The organism is Mycobacterium gordonae, assembly GCF_017086405.1.
GTDB lineage: Bacteria > Actinomycetota > Actinomycetes > Mycobacteriales > Mycobacteriaceae > Mycobacterium > Mycobacterium gordonae_D.
Genome location: NZ_CP070973.1, coordinates 6,118,903 through 6,142,462, shown reverse-complemented (window position 1 = coordinate 6,142,462; position 23,560 = coordinate 6,118,903). Strand labels below are relative to the sequence as shown.

Annotated in this window: 19 protein-coding genes and 1 pseudogene; 11 read left to right on the top strand and 9 right to left on the bottom strand. The window is 67.3% G+C overall.

Going from position 1 to position 23,560, the window contains the following annotated elements:
* Positions 1–17 precede the first annotated feature (17 nt).
* The 4 genes from JX552_RS26290 (at position 18) to JX552_RS26275 (ending at position 4,725) form a co-directional block, all read left to right on the top strand.
* Positions 18–740, top strand: coding sequence for an amidohydrolase family protein (locus JX552_RS26290; RefSeq protein ID WP_205878699.1), 723 nt, complete (start codon positions 18–20; stop codon positions 738–740).
* A gap of 138 nt (positions 741–878) precedes the next feature.
* Entirely contained in the window at positions 879–2,990 is a 2,112-nt protein-coding gene (locus JX552_RS26285; protein ID WP_205874718.1) for a PE family protein, read from the top strand.
* A gap of 291 nt (positions 2,991–3,281) precedes the next feature.
* Positions 3,282–4,391 (top strand): PPE family protein, encoded by a 1,110-nt coding sequence (locus JX552_RS26280; protein WP_205874717.1) that lies wholly within the window; start codon positions 3,282–3,284, stop codon positions 4,389–4,391.
* 88 nt (positions 4,392–4,479) lie between these two features.
* The gene (locus JX552_RS26275) at positions 4,480–4,725 is read left to right on the top strand and encodes a type VII secretion protein EsxI (RefSeq protein WP_205874716.1); all 246 of its coding nucleotides are present in this window, start codon (positions 4,480–4,482) and stop codon (positions 4,723–4,725) included.
* A gap of 137 nt (positions 4,726–4,862) precedes the next feature.
* Here JX552_RS26275 and JX552_RS26270 read toward each other — a convergent pair whose 3' ends face one another.
* On the bottom strand, positions 4,863–5,585 hold the full coding sequence (locus JX552_RS26270; RefSeq protein ID WP_205874715.1) for a PPE family protein: 723 nt from the start codon (positions 5,583–5,585) through the stop codon (positions 4,863–4,865).
* A 389-nt stretch (positions 5,586–5,974) separates the two neighbouring features.
* Entirely contained in the window at positions 5,975–6,625 is a 651-nt protein-coding gene (locus tag JX552_RS26265) for a TetR/AcrR family transcriptional regulator (RefSeq protein ID WP_241010736.1), read from the bottom strand.
* Positions 6,626–6,786: 161 nt separating this feature from the next.
* On the opposite strand from JX552_RS26265, the gene JX552_RS26260 reads away from it, so the two are divergent.
* Positions 6,787–7,791, top strand: coding sequence for a LysR substrate-binding domain-containing protein (locus tag JX552_RS26260; protein WP_205874713.1), 1,005 nt, complete (start codon positions 6,787–6,789; stop codon positions 7,789–7,791).
* 97 nt (positions 7,792–7,888) lie between these two features.
* Positions 7,889–9,424, top strand: a complete 1,536-nt coding sequence (locus JX552_RS26255; RefSeq protein WP_431196011.1) for a CocE/NonD family hydrolase — start codon at positions 7,889–7,891, stop codon at positions 9,422–9,424.
* A gap of 10 nt (positions 9,425–9,434) precedes the next feature.
* Here the strand turns inward: JX552_RS26255 and JX552_RS26250 are convergent, their stop codons facing one another.
* A complete protein-coding gene (locus tag JX552_RS26250) occupies positions 9,435–10,229 on the bottom strand; it encodes a class I SAM-dependent methyltransferase (protein ID WP_205874711.1) in 795 nt (264 codons plus the stop codon).
* A gap of 193 nt (positions 10,230–10,422) precedes the next feature.
* Positions 10,423–13,010 (bottom strand): annotated as a pseudogene (locus JX552_RS26245) (PE family protein).
* Positions 13,011–13,487: 477 nt separating this feature from the next.
* On the opposite strand from JX552_RS26245, the gene JX552_RS26240 reads away from it, so the two are divergent.
* Entirely contained in the window at positions 13,488–14,090 is a 603-nt protein-coding gene (locus JX552_RS26240) for a nitroreductase family protein (RefSeq protein ID WP_205878698.1), read from the top strand.
* Between the two features lie 87 nt (positions 14,091–14,177).
* Here the strand turns inward: JX552_RS26240 and JX552_RS26235 are convergent, their stop codons facing one another.
* Together JX552_RS26235 and JX552_RS26230 are read right to left on the bottom strand one after the other, a co-directional pair.
* Complete coding sequence (locus JX552_RS26235; protein ID WP_205874710.1) at positions 14,178–15,158, bottom strand: NAD-dependent epimerase/dehydratase family protein; 981 nt, start codon at positions 15,156–15,158, stop codon at positions 14,178–14,180.
* Positions 15,159–15,164: 6 nt separating this feature from the next.
* Complete coding sequence (locus JX552_RS26230; protein ID WP_205874709.1) at positions 15,165–15,665, bottom strand: nuclear transport factor 2 family protein; 501 nt, start codon at positions 15,663–15,665, stop codon at positions 15,165–15,167.
* Positions 15,666–15,762: 97 nt separating this feature from the next.
* Between JX552_RS26230 and JX552_RS26225 the strand changes: the two genes are divergently transcribed.
* Both JX552_RS26225 and JX552_RS26220 read left to right on the top strand, forming a co-directional pair.
* Positions 15,763–16,761, top strand: a complete 999-nt coding sequence (locus JX552_RS26225; protein WP_205874708.1) for an acyl-CoA dehydrogenase family protein — start codon at positions 15,763–15,765, stop codon at positions 16,759–16,761.
* Positions 16,745–17,920, top strand: a complete 1,176-nt coding sequence (locus JX552_RS26220; protein ID WP_205874707.1) for an acyl-CoA dehydrogenase family protein — start codon at positions 16,745–16,747, stop codon at positions 17,918–17,920. The genes JX552_RS26225 and JX552_RS26220 overlap by 17 nt, the downstream gene beginning before the upstream one ends.
* A gap of 70 nt (positions 17,921–17,990) precedes the next feature.
* Here JX552_RS26220 and JX552_RS26215 read toward each other — a convergent pair whose 3' ends face one another.
* The 3 genes from JX552_RS26215 to JX552_RS26205 are packed head-to-tail and all read right to left on the bottom strand — an operon-like array spanning position 17,991 to position 20,283.
* Positions 17,991–19,352 carry a cytochrome P450 gene (locus JX552_RS26215; RefSeq protein ID WP_205878697.1) on the bottom strand — a complete coding sequence of 454 codons (1,362 nt, stop codon included), beginning with the start codon at positions 19,350–19,352 and terminating at the stop codon, positions 17,991–17,993.
* Between the two features lie 20 nt (positions 19,353–19,372).
* The gene (locus tag JX552_RS26210; RefSeq protein ID WP_205874706.1) at positions 19,373–19,567 is read right to left on the bottom strand and encodes a ferredoxin; all 195 of its coding nucleotides are present in this window, start codon (positions 19,565–19,567) and stop codon (positions 19,373–19,375) included.
* Between the two features lie 14 nt (positions 19,568–19,581).
* The gene (locus JX552_RS26205) at positions 19,582–20,283 is read right to left on the bottom strand and encodes an SDR family NAD(P)-dependent oxidoreductase (protein WP_205874705.1); all 702 of its coding nucleotides are present in this window, start codon (positions 20,281–20,283) and stop codon (positions 19,582–19,584) included.
* Positions 20,284–20,570: 287 nt separating this feature from the next.
* On the opposite strand from JX552_RS26205, the gene JX552_RS26200 reads away from it, so the two are divergent.
* Positions 20,571–22,100: an aldehyde dehydrogenase family protein gene (locus tag JX552_RS26200; protein ID WP_205874704.1), complete on the top strand. Its 1,530-nt coding sequence runs from the start codon at positions 20,571–20,573 to the stop codon at positions 22,098–22,100.
* Positions 22,097–23,302: a CaiB/BaiF CoA transferase family protein gene (locus tag JX552_RS26195; protein ID WP_205874703.1), complete on the top strand. Its 1,206-nt coding sequence runs from the start codon at positions 22,097–22,099 to the stop codon at positions 23,300–23,302. The genes JX552_RS26200 and JX552_RS26195 overlap by 4 nt, the downstream gene beginning before the upstream one ends.
* Positions 23,303–23,560: the final 258 nt, after the last annotated feature.

The following is a 23,560-nucleotide window of genomic DNA, read 5'->3' as shown; positions in this document are numbered from 1 at the left end:
TGGTGAACTGGCCTGCCATGTTCGACGCCCACTTTCACGTCATCGACCCGACCCATCCCCTGATCCCCAACGAAGGATTCGTGCCCGAGCCGTTCACCGTCACGGACTATCTCGACCGCGTCGCGGACTACGGGATCACCGGCGGGGCGGTCGTGTCGGGATCGTTTCAAGGGTTCGACCAGGGCTACCTGATCGCCGCTCTACAGCAGCTGGGGCCGGGTTGGGTCGGCGCCACCCAACTGGACCCGGACACCTCTGATGCCGACATCGTCCGCTTGGATCGAGCGGGCGTCCGTGCGGTCCGCTTCACGCTCGCCCGCGGAGGGACGTTGGACGTGGCGCTGGCGTTGCGCGTGCACGACTTGTGCGGCTGGCACACCGAGTTGTACGTCGACTCGGCGCGACTGCCGGAACTCGCTCCGCGCCTAGCCCGCCTACCCCGGGTGAGTATCGACCACCTGGGGCTGACCGCGGCCGGTCTGCCCCATCTGCTCGCCGCGGTCGGGCGCGGCGCGCGAGTCAAAGCGACTGGATTCGGTCGCTTACAACTTGATATCCCCGACGCGCTGCGTCGTATCGACGCCGTCGATCCCGGGGCTCTGCTGTTCGGCACCGACCTGCCTGGCACCCGGGCGCCCCGCGCATTCGCCCCAACAGACTTCGACCTGATCACCGACACTCTTGGCGACACCGCTCTGCAAAGGCTTAGTGCTAATGCTAAAGCCTGGTACCTGCCATGACGATGTATTCGGATGCCTTCAGCAATGTTTGCGAAAGGCGCAAAGGTGTGTTCCGAAAGTTCTGCTAGACCCGGTTGAGGCGCCTCCCTAGCGTCCTGTGTGACCGAGATCACGCGGTCGGTGGCCAGGGAGGTTGCAGTGTCATTTGTCGGTGTGTCGCCAGAGGTGCTGGCGGCGATGGCGTCGGATGTAGCGGGCATCGGCACAGCCGTGAGTCAGGCCCGGGCGGTGGCGTCGGCGTCCACCACGGGGTTGGCGGCTGCAGGAGCCGACGAGGTGTCAGCGGTGATCGCGGACCTATTCGCCGGCCATGGTCTCGAGTTTCAGACGGTGAGCCGGCAGGCGGCCCTGTTCCATGATCGGTTCGTCGCTGCCTTGGCGGCGAGCGCGGGCGCCTACGCCGGCGCCGAATCGCTCAACGTCGGGCCGTTGCAGGGTTTGCTGAATGTGGTCAACGCACCGACTCAGGCGTTGCTGGGGCGCCCGCTGATCGGCAACGGCGCCGACGGGGCGCCGGGAACTGGCGCCGCCGGCGGTGCCGGCGGGTTGTTGTTCGGTAACGGCGGCAACGGCGGATCTGGGACGGTCGGGCAGGCCGGTGGCAACGGCGGCGCAGCCGGACTGTTCGGCCAGGGTGGGGCCGGCGGCGCAGGCGGCGACGCTGCCGCCGGGGGCAATGGCGGCTCCGGCGGGTGGCTCTGGGGCAACGGCGGTACCGGTGGAGCCGGCGGGATCGGGTCGGCGGGCGGCAAAGGAGGTGCCGGTGGCTACGGCGGCTCCGCTGGTTGGTTCGGGACGGGCGGAGTCGGCGGGGCCGGCGGTATCGGAGCCGCCGGTGGACACGGCGGCAACGGGGGCCTGCTGTTCGGCAACGGCGGGACCGGCGGCGAAGGCGGCGCCGGAGGCGACGGGGGCCGTGGCGGCAACGGCGGCCAGCTGGTCGGCAACGGCGGGGACGGCGGCCAAGGCGGTTCGGGCATCGCCGGCTTTCAAGGCGGCGACGCCGGGCGCGGTGGCGACGGCGGCAACGCTGCGGCGCTCTTGGGGTCCGGCGGCAACGGCGGTCACGGCGGTGCCGGCCTGGCCGGCGCCGACGGCAACTTCGGGCCGCCGCTGGCCAACAACACCGCGCCGTCGGACGGCGCACCCGATGGCAGTCCGGACGCTCGCGTACCCGGTACCGCTAAAGGGCAGGACGGCCTGGCCGGCGCTTCAGGCGCCCCCAATCAGAGCGGTGGCGCCGGCGGCTCGGGTGGAGATGCCTACGGAACCGGCGAAGCTGTCGGCGGCAAAGGGGGTGACGGCGGCCAGCCCGGCACCGGAGCGACCAGCGGCCCCGGTGGCAACGGCGGTCCCGGCGGCGCCGGTGGGCTTGCGGATGCCAGCGACTTCGGCAGCCCGGCCACCGGCGGAGACGGAGGTGCAGGCGCACATGGTTATCACCCGGGTGGTGCTGGTGGAGCGGGTGGTGACGGGGGCTCCGCCACCGCCGGTTTCGGTGGAAATGCCGTTGGCGGAAACGGCGGCGCCGGCGGTTCGGGTATTGGCACCAAGACGGTCGCCGGCCACGGCGGCACGGGCGGGGCCGGCGGCAACGGCGGCAGCGCCGGGTTGCTGGTCGGCAACGGGGGTGCGGGCGGCGCCGGTGGCATCGGCGGGATCGGGGGTGCCGGAGCCGTTGGCGGTGCCGGAGGCGCAGGCGGTGACGGCGGCGCTGCCACCGGCGATATCACCGTGGGCGGCAACGGCGGTCAAGGGGGTAACGGCGGAGATGCCATGTCGCGAGGCGGCGACGGGGGTGGCGGTGGAGCGGGCGGCACCGGCGGCACCGGCGGCAAGCTCCTCGGCAACGGGGGTGCCGGTGGCAGCGCCGGAGCCGGCGGCGCCGGGGGAGCCGGAGGCGCGGGGGGTGCCGGCGGGGCAGGTGGTCTAGGCGGGACCGCGACGGGTGTCGCCAGCGCGGATGTCACCGGCGGGGATGGTGGTGTCGGCGGCAGCGGCGGCAACGGCGGCAACGGCGGCAACGGAGGCGCCGCCGGGCTTGCCGGCGCCGGCGGCCAGGGCGGCTTGATCGGGAGCCGGGGCGGCAACGGTTTCGCCGCCGGTGGCGGCGCGGGTGGTGCCGCCGGGGCCGGCGGCGATCTCGGAGCCGGGGGCGCGGGTGGCACGGCGGGCGACGACGGCCGGAACGGACGGGTGGGGGCCGACGGCACCGTCGGCCAGGCCGGTAAAGCCGGCCAGCACGGCTGACCACGTCCGCCGCAGCCTGCCTGCAGGTATCCGGGGCTCGGGGCCGCGCACTCCGTGGTGTGTGCCGCGTCCTCAGCCCACTATCTCCTGCGCAGCGGACTTCGCGCCGTCAGCACCGCCGCACATTCTTGATTGCAGCGCAACCATCCATTCGTAACCTTCTACTGGACCGAAAACGTTCTAATGTATATTGTTGCCTTGCGGGCCTAAATAGCGCACACGCGAAGTCGATGCGAATGCCTGCAACAAAGCTGGGCCATATTTGGCTCAACAGTCGGGCAGGAGCATCTCATGGATTTCACGGTATTTCCTCCGGAGATCAATTCCGCCCTGATATATGGCGGCGCCGGTGCCAGTCCCATGTATTTCGCGGCGGCGGCCTGGGAGGGGTTGGCCGCCGACCTGCGGGCATCGGCGACCTCCTTCGACTCGGTGATCGCCGGATTGATCGGTGGCCCGTGGGGTGGTTCGGCGTCCATATCGATGACCGCTGCGGCAGCGCCCTATGTGGGGTGGCTGACAGTGGTTGCGGGACAAGCGGAGTCGTCGGCAGCGCAGGCGCGGCTGGCCGCGACGACCTATGAAGCGGCGCTGGCCGCCACGGTGCATCCGGCCGCGGTGGCGTCGAACCGGGTGTCCTTGTTGTCGTTGATCGCCACAAACTTCCTTGGTCAGAACACACCGGCCATCGCGGCCACCGACTTCGATTACCTGGAGATGTGGGCGCAGGACGTTGCGGCGATGTTGGGATATCAGGCCGACGCATCCTCGGTAGCGGCGGCATTGCCTTCGTTCACCTTGCCGCCCTTGGATTTCGCCGCCTTGGAGCCCGGTGCCTCTGGGCAAATTGCAGGTGCGGTCTCGGCGTCGCAGTCGCTGTTGGCAGCCGTGCCGGTGTCGACATTGTCGTCGGCGGGGCAGGCTTTGATGACCCCGGCCGGCATGGCGATGTCTCCGATGATGAGCCTGTTCAGCAACGCGACCCGCGGTGGCGCGACTGGCCTGACCGCGGCCGAACCGCTGGAAGGCGCCACCAGATTCGACGGTGCGTCACTCCCCGCCGCGAAGCCGATGAGCTATGCGGGCCAGGCTGTTTCGGCGGGGCTCGGCCACGCGCGGATGTTGGGCCCGCTGTCGGTGCCACCGACGTGGGCCGGCCCGACGCCGGCGCGGGCGGCCGCGTCGGCGCTGTCGGGGCTGCATGGCGCTGCGATGGCTGCGGCGCCGGAGATGCCCGCTGCGGCGACCGGCGCCGGGGGGTTGCCGATGATGCCGATGCCGACGGGAGGAATGAGCGGTGCCGCGGGCGGAACGCCCGCAGGCATGGCGGTGCGTGGCGGTGGGGGATCACACGTGGTGCAGTCGCGGCCCAGCGTGGTGCCGCGGGTTGGGTTGGGGTAGTGGGCGATGGGTCGGGACCGCCCGACGGGCTGATTCGCGACGCAGGCAACTACCAGCAGATTTTGCGCAGCCAGGGGGGGAATTCGCGATGACGATGAGGTATCAGTTCGGGGATGCCGATGCGCAGGGAGCCGCGGTCGGAGCTCAGGCGCTTTCGCTGGAGGCGGCGCGTCAGGCGATGGTGCGAGATGCGTTGCTCGCTGGTGACTTTTGGGGGGGCGTCGGTTTGGTGTCATGCCAGGAGTTGATCAGGCAGATGGATGGAATTTCTCAGGAGGTGAACGCGCAGAACAACTCTGATAGTCAGAAAGGTTCCGGCCGCCCGGCAGACTAGGCCCGGACCGACGCCGCCGTGGGATCCAGCTGGTGCTGACCTGAGCGCCGACTGGCGCGGACAACACGTACCTGTCCGCGCCAGCCGTTATCGAGCGATTGGGAGCCGGAACTTTTCGGACGCCGCGTCGCCTGGCTTCATCCGTAAACGGGAATCTTTACCGGGCCCGGCGGGTAGATCCTGTCGCCCGGCGGCGGCATGGGCAGTTTCGTGGGAGGTGGCGCCGGCGGATTCGTCGGAGTGCCTGCCGGAGGCGGTGAGGCCGGTGTTTCGGGCGCCGCGGGGACCGATGCGCTGGGCGTCTTGGGTACCGGGACGGTGGGTGGCACACCAGGGATGAGGCTCAGTAGCTGCTGAATGGGTCCCAAGTTGGCCAGCGCCGCGGAGGCGTCGACGTGGTAGCCGAACATCGCAGTCACGTCCCGAATCCACATCTCTTCGTAGTCCGTCTCAAGCGCCGCGATCGCCGGGAGGTTGAGACCGAAGAAGTTCGTGTTAGCCAGTGCCCCAAGCATTGTCCGGTTGGCCGCGATCACGATCGGCTGCACGGTGGCGGTAAAGACCGTCTCGAAGGCGGTCGCCACAGCCGCGGCCTGGCTGGCTGCGGCTTCGGAGTGGGCGGCCGCCGTGGTGAGCCACGTTGCGTAGGGTGCCGCCGCTTCCGCCATCTTCATGGCCGCCGGGCCCTGCCACGGTCCACTGGTCAAGCTAGCCGTCACTGATTCAAATGACGTTGCAGCCGAATGCAACTCATCGGCCAGCTGGGCCCAGGAGGTCGCCGCGGCGAGCATGGGCCCGGGACCGGCGCCGGCATGTATCAAGGCGGAGTTGACTTCTGGCGGAAATACGGGATAGCTCACTTCCGGATCCTTTCCTGGCCGATACTTCGATCGTTGCCGGCGTGGTTTCGCCGGACGCCTTTTCCATCTGTGCCGGTGCGGTCGTCGACGGCGGCAACCGACCCGAACGGCAACAAGGAGTATGAATTAGCCGGTAAATGGCCCATGGCCGACAATGCGAAATGCGATGCTTGCATAACCAGACCTAAACGTCGGTCCAACGAAAATCACTAGAGCATCACAATACGCTGACCGAAAAATAATTGACCCGGCCGGCGAAAAAGAACGATCACATTATTTGGAATAGAGTGTTCGATATCGCGCATACACGCTCCCGCAAGCCTGCCTCCTGACTCCGCGACGGAAAGGTTCGAGGAGAGCGGGCATCGGCGCAATTGCCCCCGGCGGAACTACGAGGGTGTCGAGACGGTGTCCGCTCGCAGAATGGCCCGCTGCAGGTTGTCGGTGAGCCACGCCTGGAACTGATCGAGGGTGTAACCGGCGGTGCCGACCATCATCTCGTACACGGCGGGGCTGGCCAGCGCCCATGCGGTGTCGACGGCCGCTCGCCGGGAAGGCTGCAATACGTCCTCCGGGATGAGCGACAACAATTCTTCGAACGTTCCGCGCCGTAGGGTCTGGAGCTGTTGCCATTCCTCGGCAATCGCGCTGTCTACGGCGGCTCCGTCGCGATAAGCCTGCCATGCGATGGCGGAGCGCTGGGCGATGTCGCAGAACAATCTGGCGATCTGCGCCAGGGTCCCGGCGGGTGTGTCGGGACGTATTAGTGCCGCATAGTGTTTCGCCGATGGCGCGGCACCTGGCGTCAGGGTGCTTTCCAGGTAGGCGCGAAGCAACGCGCGCTTGCTGCCCCAGGCGAGGTAGAGCGTCTGGACGGTGACTCCCGCGCCTTCGGCAATGCGGTTGACGGTGGCCGCGACATAGCCGACACGAGTGAACTCCTGCGCCGCGGCCGCCAATAGCAGTCGGCGGGTTTCGGCGCGTGAGGCCGCCCCTGCTTCGCGCAGACGGGTCGTGTTGCGGGGCCGTTTGCTGTCCACCCGCCACAGCCTACCCGACATTATTTGAGTGGCAATCAAAAGCAATAGAGTAGTACTCTAGTTGGAGTGTGAGCAGGGTAGACCTGGTAAACCACGGTCGAATCCAGCGCAATTGGCACCGGATGACGATCGGTCGTCATCCCCACGACTCGGGAGGCTGTATGGAGCTCTATCAGCTGCGCTATTTCCAAACCGTCGCCGACGTCGGCACGCTCCGTGACGCAGCGGAGCTGCTGGCGGTCTCCCAGTCGTCGGTCAGTCGGGCCATCGCCATGCTGGAGTCGGAAATCGGAGTGGAGTTGTTCACCCGGCGCGGTAGGTCCAACGAACTCAATCGGTTTGGTCAAACGTTCTTGCGGGCGATTCGATCCGCGCAGCGCGGCCTCGAATCCGCCATCTCCGACGTGCGGCAACTTGCGGGGTTCGACGCGGGCACCGTGTCGCTGGGATTCCTTGTCTCGCTTGGCGTTGCCACCGTGCCGGGTTTGATAGGCCGTCATCGCCAGAGCTACCCGTGGTCCCGTTTCCTGCTACACCAGGGGCCCGGGCCGGCATTGGTCGAAGATCTGGCTAAGGGTGCGATCGATCTCTGCCTGGGCTATCCCATGGCTTTCGACGATTCTCCGGGAGTCACCTGGCACAAGCTGTTCACCCAGCAGCTTTACGCTGTGGTGGACCGCGAGCACCCCATGGCTCACCGGGAGGTCATCAGCTTCGAAGAGCTCGCCGGCCAGCCGTTTGTCACCCTGGACCGAAATCACACGCTGCGCAGAATGTTCGACGACGCGTGTACGCGCTATGGCATCGCGCCCACTATCGCTTTCGAAGGAAGCGACATCACCACTCTGCGCGGCTTGATCGGGGCCGGTCTGGGAATCGGCGTGCTGCCCAGGGCCGCAGCCCCGGATCCCGACAACGTCGAAATCCCCTTCGATGACCAGCAATTGGCCCGTCAGATCGCCATCGGCTGGATGACCAACAGGTATCTACCGCCGTCGGCTGCCGCCTTCCGCGACACTGTGATCGCGTCTCGCGGCCTGCCAACCCATGATTCGAGAAGCCCGCGCATGGCAGCGCTGGTTGAAAACCGCCGCGAAGGAAGGAGCTACGGTGACGACACAACATCCCGTTTACGACCGGCCCTGGAAGCGTCCAGGATCCGCTAAGTACGCCGCTGCGCGATTGCGTGGGATTCTGCGCCCACCGGTGCGTGTGGCGCCGGCACCTGTCGACCTTGTGCAGGATCACGACGTCTGTGTCGCCATGCGAGACGGTGTCATTTTGCGGGTCAACGTCTTTCGTCCGTCGGGCCAGGGGTCTTTCCCGGTTCTCCTGTCGGCGCACCCGTACGGCAAGGACAGATTACCCAAGCGCAGGGCGCGTCGGTGGAGTGTCAATCCGCAGTTCCGTGTCATGCGTCAAACCGGGTCGTTCGAAATTTCCGATCAAACCAGTTGGGAAGCGCCCGATCCGGTCTGGTGGAGCGCCCACGGGTACGTCTTCGTCAACGCCGACCTCCGTGGCGCCGGCAGCTCTGACGGGAGTGGGGCACTGTGTTCCGATCAAGAGGCCCAGGATGTCTTCGATCTCGTGGAGTGGGCCGGCGCTCAGCCGTGGTCCAACGGAAGCGTCGGCATGCTGGGAGTTTCATATCTCGCGATGGCCCAGTACAAGGCAGCCGCCCTGGCCCCGCCCAGCCTCAAGGCGATTTGTCCCTGGGAGGGACTTACCGACGCCTACCGGGATCTGTTCACGCCGGGCGGCGTGGTCGAGAACGGGTTCTCCAGAATCTGGACCACCGTTGTCAAACATGTCATGCGCACCACCGAAGACATCGGCGAGCAACGTAAGAAGCACCCCCTGCGCGACCAGTGGTGGCAGTCCCTGGTTCCCGACCTCGGCAAGATCGAGGTTCCGATGCTGGTCTGCGCCAGCTTTTCGGACAACAACCTGCATAGCCGCGGTTCCTTCCGGGCCTTCGAACAGGTCGGTGCGACGCACAAGTTCGCCTACACCCACCGCGGCGGAAAGTGGGCCACCTTCTACAGCGACGGCGCCCGTGCGGCTCAGCTGGCTTTCTTCGAGCGCTATCTCAAACACCTGGACGTCCCCAAGCCGCCTCCGGTCCGGCTGGAGGTGCGAGAGCGCGCCGATGTCGTTGCCCAGGTACGCGTCGAACAGGAGTGGCCGCTGGCGCGCACGCAATGGCGGGATCTCTATCTGTGCGAGGGCGGATTGCTCGACGCCCGACCGCCGACGGTTGACGGAGCTGTCAGCTTCCATACCCGCCGGCGCGCGGCGGCATTCACCTTCGTCGTGGACCGCGATCTCGAACTGACCGGCCCGATGAGCCTGGCGCTCTGGGTGTCAGTCGACGGAGCCGACGATGTGACGCTTTTCGCCGGTGTGGAGAAATGGTCCGGCCGGCAATGGATTCCGTTCGAGGGGTCGTACGGCTTCGGGCGGGACCGAATCACCACGGGATGGCAACGCGCGTCGTTGCGCGAAGTCGACGCGGAGCAGTCCTCCGCTTGTGAACCGGTCCATACTTTCAGCCGGCGACAACCGCTGTCGTCTGGTGAGATTGTCCCCGTCGACGTGGCGCTCGGACCATCCGCCACCGTTTTCCACCCGGGCGACCGTATTCGTCTTCTGGTCGCCGGTCGGCAGTTGGCACCACGCAATCCGCTCTTCGGATCGTTCCCCGCCCACTACGTACCCGGGCCGCCCGCGCGTTGCTCCTTGCACTGGGGAGTTCAGCGACCCGCCCGGCTGAGGGTGCCGGTCATTCCGTTCTAGGACAACGGTTTCAGGCTCGCTGAAAGGTGATGGCCCGCGCGCGCGGCCGCAACTTGGGCGCCGGGTGCAGCTGTACGCGCATCCGCGGATCGGCAGCCTTCCCGAGAGCGGTTAGGGCGGTCGGGCTGTAGGCGCGCAGATTGCTGATGAGGGCGTCATGAATGACCGCGCGCGCCGCCGGGAGAGGTCGCACGTTCCAGCCGATGACCGCTGCCAGGGCCAGCGGCATCAGGAGCAGGATCGGGGAGGGCCAACGGATGAGATCGACAACCAGGAACGTTGTCCCGACGCGGGTGGCATCGGCGATTGCCTTGACCGCGACCGACGGCGGCAGGTGATGAAACGAATAGGCGAAAACGACCAGATCGTATGAGTTTTCGGGGTCACTGATGTTGGTGGCGTCAACGACCTTCGTCGTCACGCGCGGGTCGCGACCAAGCGGGCCGGTGGCCAGCTTGTGCACCGAATGCGGATCCAGATCGGAGACGGTGAGCTCGGCGGTTGGGTGCAGCCGCAGAATCTGTTCGGAGAGCCGACCGTGACCGGCGCCCAATTCCAGAATGCGCGGCATGTCGATGCCCCCGACGAGATCGATCGCCTTCCGGGCGATCGTCTCGTGCGTGCCGTTGCGGGTGCCCATGTCATCCAGTGCGGCGATCACGTACTGCTTGGTCTCGTCAGCGACGTCGGAGCGATCGATGTATTCCGGCACGTCGGTCTGCAACTGGCGATCGAGCCATGATGCGGCGGGGCCGCCGCGCGGCATCGCGTCGATCGCATACGGGTAGTTCGCCGAGCGTGTCATTTGCTTCCTTCGGGTTTGGACGGTGAAAACCTCACGCTGAAAAAGGTTTTCGTCGCTGGTATCGCGGATCGCCGGCTGTCGGCAGGCTTGTTCGCAGGTCACCGGGCGACTTCGCGCGCACCATCGTCGGGCTGGTCAATCGTATGTAGTGAGCGCCACGGTCACCCTCGGGCGGTCCGGTTGCCGTTTACGGCTACCCGCCGGCACCGCCTGGGCCGCCTGCGCCGCCGGTACCGCCGTCGGGGAAGAGTCCGGCTGTCCCCACCCCACCGGACCCGCCCTGGCCACCGGGGTCGGAGGGGCTGGAGCCCCCGGTTCCACCGGTACCTCCGGTCCCGCCGGTGCCGCCCTGTTCCCACGGGGGGCCACCCATGCTGGTGCCGGCACCTCCGGTTCCACCCTGGCCGCCGCTGCCCCCCGCACCGCCGACGCGGCCGCCGCCTCCACCGGACCCGCCATCACCGCCAACCCCGCCGTGGGCGCCACCGGACAAGCCGACACCGCCGGTCCCGCCGGTCCCGCCCGTTCCGCCGGCTCCGCCGGTGTGGGTGCCTTGGCCACCTGCGCCGCCCTTGCCGCCGGCACCCCCGGGGCCACCGGGGCCGCCCCAGGGGACACCCGCACCGCCGGGCCCACCGCTACCTCCGACTCCACCGGCACTTCCGGTTTCGGACCCCGAACCCCCCGCGCCGCCGTTGCCGCCATTGCCGCCGGTACCGCCGTCGTTGTGATGGATGCCGTACGCTTCGGCCGCGCCGCCGCCGTTGCCCCCCTTACCACCCGAAGAGGTGGTGCCCGGCACGCCGCTGGCACCTTGCAGCGAGCCTTTCCCGCCCGTTCCGCCGGCACCCGCGTTGCCCGCATTGCCGCCGTTTCCGCCGTTGCCTCCGGGCTGGCCGGCATCCGAGGCGAGGTTGCCGGCGTGCCCGCCGTTACCTCCGTCGCCCGGAGTTCCACCCGCGCCACCGTCCCCGCCGGCACCCCCGGCCCCCTGGAGGCCGGCTCTACCGGCGGTCGCAGTCCCCCCTACGCCGCCATTTCCTCCGACTCCACCGGTCCCACCGTTGCCGCCGGCTCCGCCGTCCTGTCCGGTGCCGCCGGCACCGTTATTGGCCCCGTCAACGCCATGGGCGCCGTCAACGCCGTTGCCGCCCGCGCCACCGTCGCCGGCTTTGCCTCCAGCTCCGCCCAGGCCGCCGTTGCCGGCTTCGGATCCGCCCGCACCCCCAGCGCCTCCGTTCCCGCCGGCGCCACCGGGGCTGCCGTTGCCGCCACTATCGCCTGGATTGACGCCGTTGCTGCCCGCGGAGCCGGTTCCACCGGCTCCGCCGGCTCCACCGGTCCCGCCGTTGCCCACCCGTCCGCCGGCGCCGCCGGCGCCACCCGCGGCGCCATGACCGCCGGGGGTGGCGGCGTCGGCTCCGGTTCCCCCTGCCCCGCCGTTTCCGCCCGTGGTGGGGGTTGCCCCCGTTGCACCGGTGGCGGCGCCGGAGCCGCCGAGTCCCCCGGCGCCGCCGGCACCCGGATTGCCGCCTTGACCACCGTTGCCGCCCACCCCCTGGTTGTAGAACTGGTAGCCGTCACCGCCGCTGCCCCCGTCGCCTGCGACACCGCCCGCGCCCCCTGCGCCGCCCGCGCCGCCATGGCCACCGAGCGGGCCGAGCCGGATCTCACCAGCAGCCCCGCCGGCGCCGCCGTGCCCCCAGCTCCGCCGTCACCTCCCACGCCGCCGTCGGCACCCACCACGCCGAGACCGCCAATGCCACCCACGCCGCCCGATCCGCCGGTGCCACCAGCGCCTCCCATTCCGCCGTCGCCGAAGAGCAGACCGCCGGCACCGCCGGCTCCCCCGTCTCCGCCGGTTCCACCAGTGCCTCCGGAGTCACCGGTACCGAGTGTTTGACCGCCTGGCGCACCGGCCGCTCCGGCGCCCCCGGTACCGCCGGCGCCGCCGGCGCCCAGCAAGCCGGCATGACCGCCATTACCGCCTGCCCCGCCGACGGTGGCGGAGTTCGTCGAGGTGCCTCCCGTGCCGCCGGCCCCGCCGTTGCCCCACAGCCAACCGCTGTTGCCGCCTGCGCCGCCGGCGCCGCTGCCGGACCCGCCGGCACCGCCGGCACCGCCGTCGCCGAACCACATAGCGCGACCGCCGGTGCCGCCGAAACCTCCTCCGACCCCTCCACTGCCGCCTGCGCCGCCGTTGCCCCACAACCAGCCACCGGCGCCACCGGAACCCCCGGCAGCGCCGACACCACCCGTTCCGCCGACGCCGCCATTGCCGAGCAGCCCGGCCGCACCGCCCGCGCCGCCGCCGATTCCGGTGTTGTCTCCGGGCGCGCCGTTGCCGCCATTGCCGATCAGCAGCCCGCCGGCCCCGCCAGCCTGCCCAGGCGCGGTTCCCGTTGCGCCGTCACCGATTAGCGGACGCCCCAGCAGCGCCTGGGTCGGCGCGTTGATCACGCCTAGGACCTCGCGTTCCAGAGTCTGCAACGGCGAGGCGTTTGCGGCATCGGCGGCGGCGTAGGACGCTCCGACGGCATTCAGCGCCTCGACGAACCGTTCGTGGAACGCCGCGGTCTGCGCACTCAGAACCTGATAGGCCTGTCCATGCGCGCCAAACAACGCGGCGATGGCGGCGGAGACTTCGTCGGCGCCCGCGGCGGCAATGGCGGTAGTCCTCGCTACCGCCGAGGAATTGGCCTGGCTGATCGAGGTGCCGATGCCTGCCAAATCCACGGTCGCGGCCGCCACATACTCAGGCGCCACCTTGACGAATGACATCGATTTCCTTCCGCTGAAGTGCAATACGAAGAGTGCGTCCACGAAGTGCGAGAGCTTTTCCTGGTGTGCCAATACCCGCTGCTTGATGGGCGCTCTAGCAGCGTGCCCTCGATGAAGCGCAGCGTCTAGTAGAGTGTTTCACATCAATTCGCTTGCGCACCAGAACAATTCGATTCTTTCGACATGGTGGATGCGCTGAGTCGATGGATTCGGTGCGGTGACCGGGTCTGTAACCTGTCGTGATGGGTGATGACCGGGAAATTCGGCAGGGCGGTCAAACACTTCATTGCGATCCGCGCAAGGCTTGGCCCAGTCGTGGCGGCGGCCGGCCTGGCTTTACAGATATCACTTGAAATGTCACGCTGGGTCTGACCTCTCCGGTGCCACCGCGCCGGGCGCGGTTCGTCAAAGTCGCACTGAAGAGGGCAGTTCGGAGGGAGGTCGGTGACCGCCGCAAGCGATGACCTCTGGGAGGTGATGTCGACCGCGCGCACGATGAGGCGCTTCACCGGTCAGCCGGTGGACGACGCCACCTTGACCCGCTGCCTGGACTCGGCCAGGTGGGCGCCCTCCGGCGCCAACGCGCAGGCGTGGCGTTTCGTCGTGCTGCGCTCACCCGAGATGCGGGCGGTAGTGGCCAAGGCGGCGGCGCAGGCACTTGCGGTGATCGAGCCGGTGTACGGCATGAGCCGCCCCGCTCCTGACGACGACAGCCGCCAGGCTCGCAGTAACCGGGCAACCTATGAATTGCACGACCGGGCAGGGGAATTCACTTCCGTACTGTTCGCGCAGCGGCACTATCCGTCGGCGTCCGAGTTGTTGCTGGGCGGGTCGATCTTTCCGGCCATGCAGAACTTCCTGCTCGCCGCACGTGCGCAGGGCCTCGGTGCCTGCATGACCAGTTGGGCCTCCTATGGCGGCGAAGAACTGTTGCGGGAAGCCGTCGGCGTACCAGACGACTGGATGTTGGCCGGCCATATCGTGGTGGGCTGGCCGAAAGGTAGGCACGGGCCGCTGCGGCGCCGTCCGCTGGCCCACGCGGTGAACCTGGACCACTGGGACGGGGCCTTCCCGATCTGAAGCGAGCACCCTTGGCGCGAGCGTGCGCTGCGCTACGGCGACCCGTCACTGCCCGACGGGCATAAAGCGCACGTTCGCCGACGCGCCCTAGCTCCTCGACCGTGCGACGAACCACCTTGCCGCCCTGGCGATCGACTCCTCGACCGGCTCGGGCTGCCAACCGAGTTCGCGCTCGGCCTTGCTGTGGTCCAGCGGCGACATCAGGTCTGCCATCCGCGCGCCGACGTACGCCATGGGCAGGTCTCGGTTCAACACCCGCGCTGCGAGGTCGTTGACGTGGGCGGCCGCATACAACACGCCCATCGGAATCGGGATGCGCGGTGGCTGCCGGCCGACGGCGCGAGCCGCGATCGCATGGACTTCCTGAGTGCTCAGATACCGGTCAGAGATGATGTAGCGTTGCCCGGAGCGACCCTTCTCGGCTGCGAGAAGCATTGCCCGGGCTGCATCTTCGATCCCGACGACCTCGGAAGAGAAGCCCAGGTGGAACGGGAACCGGCCGGCCGCGACTCGGGCGAGCAGCGCGCCGTGCGGGGTCGGCGCCCAGTCACGCGGCCCGTAGGTGGTCGAGATGCACAACGCGACCGCGGACAGCCCTTGGTCCCACGCGTACCGCAGCACCAGATCCTCTGCAGCAATCCGAGATTGGATGTAGGCACCGCCGTCGTTCCAGTTGTGGGGATCGTCCTCGGTGACCGGCCGGTGCTGACTGATCGCCAGTGTTCCGCTGCTGCTGGTGAACACGAACTTCCGCAGCTCGGCGTTGACCGCCGCGTCGAGTACATGGCGCAGACCGTCGACGTTGGTGCGAAACAGCGGCGCCGGGTCGCGCAGCCACATCCGGGCATCGACTACGCAGTAGTAGACGACGTCGCAGCCCGCCATGGCATCTCGCAGGGCCGCGTCGTCGAACACCTCACCGTACTGGCGTTCCACTTCGAGATCGTCTAAACCCTTGGTAGAGCTGGTCTTCCGGATCATGACCCGCACGTCTTCGCCGGCCTGGACAAGTTGTCGGGTGACGTGGGAGCCCAGGAATCCGCTGGCGCCGATGACGAGTCTCTTCATCGTGCCTCAGTGGCCGAACCGGCGTGCCAGCGCGGCGCCCGCATTGCGCAGGCGGGGTGAAACGCGCACGGAGAAAAATGGATTGAAGACGTCCTCGCGTAACCGCGTCAGCGTCGAGGAACGGATGAACCAGCGTCCATCGACCTTCACGTACGTCTCATGGTAGTGCCCGCGTCCGATGAGGTTGAGGCCCGGGCCCAGCCGAACGACATCTTCCAGCGCCCAGATGCCAGTTGCCGTCGTCTCCGACGTCAACTCGATCTCCGGAGCGTGCACCTGATGCGCGGTGGGCTGGGACGGCTTGCCCAGCGCGCCGCGGACGAAGGCCACGAACTCGTCGGCCCCGCTGATCCGCTTGCCGCCCGACGACGAGGTGTCGCTGACGAAGTCGTCGGTGAAGAGCTGCCGCCAGTCCTCCCACCGCTTGGTGTCCAGGTGGCGGCAGTAGCGCGCCTTGAGTTGCTTGATCGCCTCGATCTCCCAGAGCGCGGCTGCGGTGTCCGTCATGGCGGCCCTCCGTAGTTCGTAGGCAGATTCTGAGATTACTACTTCCAACGACGAGAATGATATTCTCACCAGATAATCGTGACGGGAGGCGGCCCGGATGCTCTTGGAGTTCGATGCTGATCAGCGACTGTGGCAGGACACGGTGCGCGACGTCGTCACCAAACAGTGTCCGCCTGCTCTGGTGCGCGGCGTGGCCGAAGACGGTGCCGACACCGAGCCGCTGTGGAAGCTCTATCGCAAGCTTGGCTGGACCGACCTGAACGATCCGGCCAGCGCGGTGGAACTCGCGATCGTGCTGGAAGAACTGGGCCACGCCACCGACCCCACTCCGTTCCTGGCGACCATGAGCCAGTTCGCACCGCTGGCGGGACAGCGATTCGACCCGGACGTGTCCGGCGCGGCGGTGTACGACGGGGTCTCGGCCCGCCGTGACGCCGACGGCTGGGTGTTGGACGGCACCGCCCGTCATGTTCTCGACGGTGACCGGGCCGAGCGCGTCGCCGTGGTCACCGAGGCCGGGGTGTTCCTCACCGATGCCGGCCAGTTGTCCGCCCGGCGCGAATCAGTGTTCGACCCGGTGCTGCACGTGGCCGATTTGTCCTTCCACGATGTGCGGGTGCCCGACAGCGACCGGGTGAACGTCGACCGGGAGCGCGCGCACCACATCGCCCTGACCGGCATGGCCCTCACCATGGTCGGCGCCTGCCAGCGCATTCTGGACCTGGTGCTCGAGCACGCCCGCAGCCGACACCAATTCGGTGTTCCCATCGGTTCCTTCCAAGCCGTCCAGCACAAGGCGGCCGACATGCACGTCGCGGTGCAACGAGCCAGGGCGCTGGCCTATTTCGCCGCACTGACGATTTCCGCCGACGACCCACGCCGGCGTCTGGCCGCGGCGATGGCCAAGGCGTCGGCAGGGGAATGCCAGTCGCTGGTGTTCCGCCACGGGCTACAACTGCACGGGGCCATGGGATTCACCTGGGAGAACGATCTACAGTTCGCGCTCAAGCGCGCAAAGGCGGGTGAGCTGATGCTCGGGGGCGCCGCCGAACACCGGGCGCGAATCGCCGAGGAGTACCGTGCAGCTGACTTTTGACAGCGACATCGAGGAGTTCCGAGCGGAATTCGCGGCGTTCCTGGACGAAAACCTCCCTGCGGCGAGCGAAACTGTCGAGCGTCCCCGCTCTGTGTCGCATATGCCGGGCTGGGCGCGCCGTTGGCAGCGACTGCTGTTCGAGAGCGGCTGGCTGTTGCCGACCCAGCCCCCCGAGTTCGGCGGGCGCAATGCGACGGTGTTGCAGCAGTACGTGTATTTCGAGGAGCTGTGCCGGCGGCGCATCTACCACAGCCTCAATCCGCAGGGCGTGAATATTGTTGCGGCATCGCTTATCTCGTTCGGCAGCGAGGAGCAGAAGCGTCGCTGGGCGGTGCCGATTCTGCGCGCTGAGATCACCGCGTCGCTGGGCATGAGCGAACCGAGCGCCGGTTCCGACCTGGCGGCGCTGCGCACTCGCGCGGTGCTGGACGGCGACCACTTCATCGTCAACGGGCAAAAAGTATGGACCTCCGGCGCCCATGACGCCGACGTGCTGCTGACGTTCGTGCGGACTGACCCCGATGCGCCGAAACACAAGGGCATCAGTGCATTACTGATCCCCACCGACACCGAGGGTGTGGTGCGCCGGCCCTTCGCGTCGATCTGCGCCGACGACGATCTGGACTTCAACGAGGTGTTCTTCACCGACGCCACGGTGCCCGCGGCGAACCTAGTCGGCGAACTGAACCAGGGCTGGCGGGTGGCCAACGGCTCGCTGGGTCACGAACGCACCATGATGTGGCTTGGCTTCGCCGACCGCATGGACAACATGCTCGCCGACTTCCATCCCGCCGGTGACCTCGATCGTGACCGGTATGCCACCACGATCATGGACAAGCAGGCGCTGCGGTTGCTGGGTTCGGTGGCGCTGGCGCGAGCCTCCCGCGGGGAGGACGACACCTCGGCGATCTCCGTGCTGAAGTTGCTCGGCTCCGAGGCGGAGCTGCGGATCAGCGAGTACGCGCTGGAAGCCGCCGACGGTGATGGGCTCGTGCACCCGGGGCTCACCGGTCCGTATGCGCCGATGAACCTCGACGACTACTTCGCGAGCTGGTTCGAGCGTTACGCACGAAGCTTTTCCGGCACGATCGCCGGCGGAACGTCGGAGATTCAGCGCAACATCATCGCCCAGCGCGTCCTCGGTCTGCCGCGAGGCTGAGTTTGTCCGCAAGCAGACGCCAAAGCCTGCATTTTCGTGCCGAAGTGAGGCGCTTTGCCGTCTGCTCGCGCTAGGAAATCTCAGCGGCTTCCTTGCGCTCGGTGATGGGACGGGCGAGTTCCTGCTCGTCGCACGCCCGCTGCAGCTTGTCCAGCGTCTCGTCCAGCCCGGCGCCGACGCGCGGCCCGGGCGTGAAGGTGGCGGGCAGCTTGCGCATCCCCTGGATCACTCCGATGGTCTCGTAGTGCACGGTGCCGTCCGGATCGCACCGGTAATCCGGCATCCGGTCCAGCACCGCGTTCAGCATCGACTTGAACACCGTGCGCGCCACGTTCGACCCGATACAGCGGTGCACACCGATACCGAAGCTGAAGTGCCGGTTGCCCTTACGATCCAGGACCACCTCGTCGGGTGCCCCGAACACCGCCGGGTCACGGTTGGCCATCGCCCACGAGATCCACAGCCGCTCGCCCTCTTTGAATTGCGTGCCGTCGAGTTCGGTGTCGTCGGAGAAGGTGCGGCCGTCCCCGGGGGCCGGGGTGAAATAGCGCAGGAACTCCTCGGTCGCCGGGTCCAGCAGGATGTCGCGTTCACGGCGGAGCCGCTCGCGCTGATCAGGGTTCTCCGACAGCCATTCCAGCGAATGCGCAGTCAAGGCAGTGGTGGTGTCGAACCCCCCACCGATGATCAGACCCAAGTTGCCGAGGATCTCGAGATCGGGCGCCGGCTCCCCCTCGATCCTCATCTGCAGCAACGCATTCACCAATCCGGGGCGGGGATTCTCCCGAATCTCGATCATGTTGCTGACCATGTCCAGGCCCATCTGCCGGTGCATCTCGGTGACCCGCTCGATGTCCGGAGAGTGCTCCGGCGTGTACACCGCGGCATGGACCGGTTCGCTGTAGAGGTTCCACTTCCTCAGCGGGATGCCCAACATTGCCAGCGTCAGCACGGCCGGAACGACATTGGCCAGGTCGTCGACGAAATCAATACGGCCGCTCTGGATCTTCTCGTCGAGGCAGGCGCGAGTCACGTCGTCGATGAACGGCTCCCAGCGCTTGACCGCGGCGGGCGACAGGTACGGGTTGAGCACCGTGCGATAGGTGCGGTGCTCGGGGTCGTCCATTTCCAGGATGCCGCCCCGCACCATGCTGACCCGGCGGGCGGTCGGAATCGAAATACCTTTGTAGCCATGGCGTTCGCCCCGGATGTCATGATCGTTGGAGACGGCCGGACACCGGGCCAACTCGAACACTTCGTGGCTGCCGGCCGCGACCCAGTGCCCGCCGTAGGTGTCGGTCCACGCCATCGGGCAGCGGGCGTGCATCTCCTCGGTGATCGTCTTGAACTGCGACCGGTACTCCGCTGAGTGGCGGTCGAAGTGGTAACTGTTCTTTTTCCGGTCGTCGGCAACGACGTCATCAACGCTCAAAGCGTTGTCCCCCTTGGTGTTCAATCGCTCACGCTGATGGCCTGCTCGGGGCAGGATTGCGCGGCCTCACGGACCTGATCGACCTGATCGTCCGGGACCACCTCGCTGACCGCCGCCGAGCTGCCGTCGATGTCGCTCAGCTGGAACGAATCCGGTGCGATCATCGCGCACAAGGTGTGCCCCTGGCAGCGTTCCGGATCAACCCAGACCTTCATGGAACCTCCATCGATCAGGTGTTTCGACCGCCGTTGACACCCAGTATCTGACCGGTGATATAGCTGGCTTCGTCGGAAGACAGGAAAGCGCATGCCGCGGCGATGTCCTCGGGCTTGCCGATGCGGCGCACCGGTGTGCGGGCGATGTTTTGTTCGACGTCGCCCAGGAACCCCTGAGTCTCGGCGTTGCGCAGCATTGGGGTGTCGATGAAGCCGGGGGGGACGGCGTTGACCGTGATGCCACTGGGTCCGTACTCGAGTGCCAACGACTTGGTCAGTCCGTTGACCGCCGACTTGGCGGCGACGTAGTGCGACATGCGGGCAACGCCGGAGTGCGTGCTCGACGACGAGATGTTGACGATTCGTCCCCACCCCGCCTCCAGCATGTCCGGCAGCACCGCCTGAGTCATGTGGAACACCCCGTGCAGGTTGACGTCGATCACCCGCTGCCAGTCCTCGAACGTGATGTTGGCGAAGCGCTGGAAGCCGTCGAGTCCGGCCGCGTTGACCAGGATCGTCACCGGTCCCAGGCGCTCGCGAATGCCCGACAGCGCGGCCTCGATCTGCGAGCGATCGGTGACGTCGGCGGTGTAGCACAGGTCGTCGTCGGAGGGTTTGAGGTCAATGGTGGCGACGTTGCGACCGTCCGCCCGCAGGCGCTGTGCGACGGCCAGTCCGATGCCCGACCCGCCACCGGTCACTACCGCCGTCCTCATGACCGTTCTACCCGGCCGGTTGCGTCGCCGATCTCATACACGAAGAATCTCCCTTGCGATTATGAGAATCGTACTCTCACGCCGAAGTGGGGTGCAAGCAAGCCGCCAAACCGCCTCAGTCCTGCGGCAAGAGGCTACAACGACGTGTCGCTGAGCGGTCGCTTAGCCCATGGGCCGGCAAATCGGAGCGAGGCGCTTTCTTGTGTTCTCAGATGCCGAATGTAAGATTCGCCGAAGACGAGAATGAAATTATCGTGACCGTCACCACATTAACCGCGAGGGGCCCTATGTCAGTGCAGGACACGGGGAAGAACCACGTCGGTGATCGTCCGACCGGTGGCTGCGGCGAGTCCGGCAACAACCCTGACCGGCGATTGCTGATCGACGGCCGGCTGGTGACAACGGCGAACACGTTTCCCACCATTAACCCCGCCTCCGGTGAGGTGCTGGGATATGCGCCCGACGCCGGCGTTGACGTGGCGCAGCAGGCCATCGCGGCGGCGCGGCGGGCCTTCGACACCACCAGCTGGTCCACCGACGTCGAGTTCCGCATCCGTTGTCTGGATCAGTTGCACCGGGCGTTGCTCGACCATGCCGAGGAGTTGCGCGAGCTGACCATCGCCGAAGTCGGTGCCACCCGTGCGCTGACCCACGGCGCGCAATTAGACGAGCCAATCGGCATCGTCCGGTTCTACGCCGACTTGTTGCGTACCTATGAATTTTCCGATGACCTCGGCGAGACGGAGTCGCGTGGCATGCGCCACCACCGCTGGGTGGAAAAAGAAGCCGCGGGCGTGGTCGCGGCGATCATCGCCTACAACTACCCGAACCAGCTCGCGCTGGCCAAGCTGCCTCCCGCGCTCGCCGCCGGCTGCACCGTCGTACTCAAGGGCGCGCCGGACACGCCCTTGATCACCCTGGCCCTGGGCGAGCTGATCGCCAACCACACCGACATCCCGCCCGGCGTCGTCAACGTGCTCAGCTCGTCGGACCCGGCGGTGGGCGAAGCGCTGACCACCAGTCCCGACGTTGACGTGGTGACCTTCACCGGATCCACGGCGGTCGGGCGCAAGATCATGGCCGCCGCCAGCGACACCGTCAAGCGCGTCTTCCTGGAGCTGGGCGGCAAGTCCGCGGTGATCATGCTCGACGACGCCGACTTCGCCGGCGCGGCCATGTTCGCCGCGTTCAGCATGGTCACCCACGCCGGCCAGGGCTGCGCGCTAACCTCGCGGCTGCTGGTTCCCAAGAAGCACCACGACGAGATCGTCGAGCTGATCGCGCAAAACTTCGCCAAGGTCCGCCACGGTGACCCGGCCGATCCGAAAACCTTTATGGGACCGCTGATCAACGAGCGTCAGCGCGACAAGGTCGACGGCATGGTCGCGCGGGCCGTCGCCGCGGGTGCCACGCTGGTCACCGGAGGCAAGCGGTTGGAGCCCGGCTTCTGCTACGCACCGACCCTGCTCACCAACGTCGATCCGGACAGCGAGATCGCCCAGGACGAGGTGTTCGGGCCGGTCTTGGTGGTGATCGGGTACGACGATGACGACGACGCGGTGCGCATCGCCAACAACTCGATCTACGGTCTGGCCGGCGCGGTCTTCAGCCGCGACCAGGACCGTGCCCTGTCGGTGGCACGCCGGATTCGCGCCGGCTCGTTTTCGGTCAACGGCGGCAACTACTTCGGCGCGGACAGCCCGTTCGGCGGGTTCAAGCAGTCCGGAGTTGGTCGGGAGATGGGCGTCGCCGGACTCGAAGAGTTCTTGGAAAATAAGACGTTTGCCATGCCGGCCGCTCAGGGGGTAGGCGCGTGAAACCACTCGAAGGCATCCGCGTCCTGGAAGTCGCCATGTACGGGTTCGTCCCGTCGGCGGGGGCCGTGCTGCGCGAATGGGGAGCCGACGTCATCAAGGTCGAGCACGCGGTGACCGGTGACCCGCAGCGGGGGCTTCGCCAGACCGGCATGTTGCGCGTCGAGGGCGACCCCAACCCCAATATCGAACACGCCAACCGCGGCAAGCGCAGCATCGGCCTGGACATGTCGGTTCCGGAAGGCAAGGAGGTGCTCTACGAACTCGCCCGTCGCGCCGATGTGTTCCTGACCAGCTTCCTGCCCGACCATCGGCAGAAGTTCGGCATCGATGTCGACGACATACGGGCGATCAACCCGAAGATCGTCTACGCTCGCGGGAGCGCGCTCGGGCCACGCGGCAATGAAGCCACCAAGGGTGGCTACGACATGACCGCCTTCTGGTGTCGAGCCGGAACCGCGGCCACCATCACCCCGATGGGCTATGAGGGCATGATCAATCCGCCTGGGCCGGCGTATGGCGACACCATCTCCGGCACCAACCTGGCCGGTGGCATCGCCGCGGCTCTCCTCAAACGTGAGCGCACCGGCGAACCGTCGGTCGTCGACGTGTCGCTGCTGGGTAGCGGTCTGTGGTCGCTCGGGCATACCGTGGCGCTGACCAAGCACCTGGGTCAGCTGATGCAGGCGCCGCCTCCAGGCATTCATGGTTCGCCGGTCAACCCCCTGGTGGGGGTCTACCCCACGTCCGACGGACGCTACATCTCCCTGGTGATGATGCAGCCCGGCAAGTTCTGGGCCGATGTGTGCCGGCACATCGACTGTCCGGAACTGATCGACGACCCGCGTTTCGCGAACGGCGAGACGATCGCCGCCAATACCGCGGAAGCAGTGGAAATCTTGACCAAAGTCTTCGCAACCCGCACTCTTTCGGAGTGGAGCGAACGCTTTGCGACGCTCGCAGGACCATGGGCGCCGGTGCAGGACACCCTGCAAGCGGCCGACGACGCGCAGATCCGGGCGAACGAATACCTAGTGCGCGCAGGCGAACTCGAACTGGTCGCCAACCCGGTCCAGTTCGACGTCACCGCACCGCAGACCGGCCCGGCTCCCGGCTTCGCCGAGCAGACCGATGAGATCCTGCAGGAACTGGGCCTGGACTGGGACCGCATCATCGAACTCAAGACCGCGGGCGCGGTCACCTAGGACTTGGGGTGGCAAGGATGTTCGCGCAGATAACGGTTGTGCGATTTCGGTTCCTACGGGCTGCGGTATGAGTCATAATCGCCGAACGCTTCCAGACTTGGCGCGCGGGCCGCTGACACTGTCTGGAACGGCAGCTCACGCAACCGAATGGAGAAAACCGGCGTGAGGTTGATAGCGCGTATGGAGGGCGTCGGTACGTCGCAGTCACGGCCGATGATGGCATTCGTTAACCGGGACCTGTTCGCGCACAACACGATC